Genomic DNA, 230 nt, shown 5'->3' on the forward strand with positions numbered 1-230 from the left:
GCCAGAAGGCCGCCAAAGAGCGCGGCGACGAGGAGGCTCTCGATCGCATCCAGAAAGAGCAGATGGAGGCGATGGGTGATCAACTCGGGATGTTCAAGATGCAGTTCCGCCCGATGGTCTGGATCATGCTCCTCACCATCCCGGTCTTCCTCTGGATGTACTGGAAGCTCGGGCAGATCGACCAGGGTGTCGAACTCATCCTCCCGCTGATCGGGCACACCCATCTCAAG

At 59.6% G+C, this 230-nt stretch carries 1 protein-coding gene; it reads left to right on the forward strand.

All coding sequences use genetic code 11. From position 1 onward, the window contains the following. On the forward strand, nucleotides 1-230 hold a 230-nt coding region (locus tag HKX41_13950), incomplete at both ends, for a DUF106 domain-containing protein (GenBank protein ID NNC25236.1).

It is taken from the genome of Salifodinibacter halophilus (assembly GCA_012999515.1).
In the GTDB taxonomy this organism is placed as follows: Bacteria; Pseudomonadota; Gammaproteobacteria; order Nevskiales; family Salinisphaeraceae; genus Salifodinibacter; species Salifodinibacter halophilus.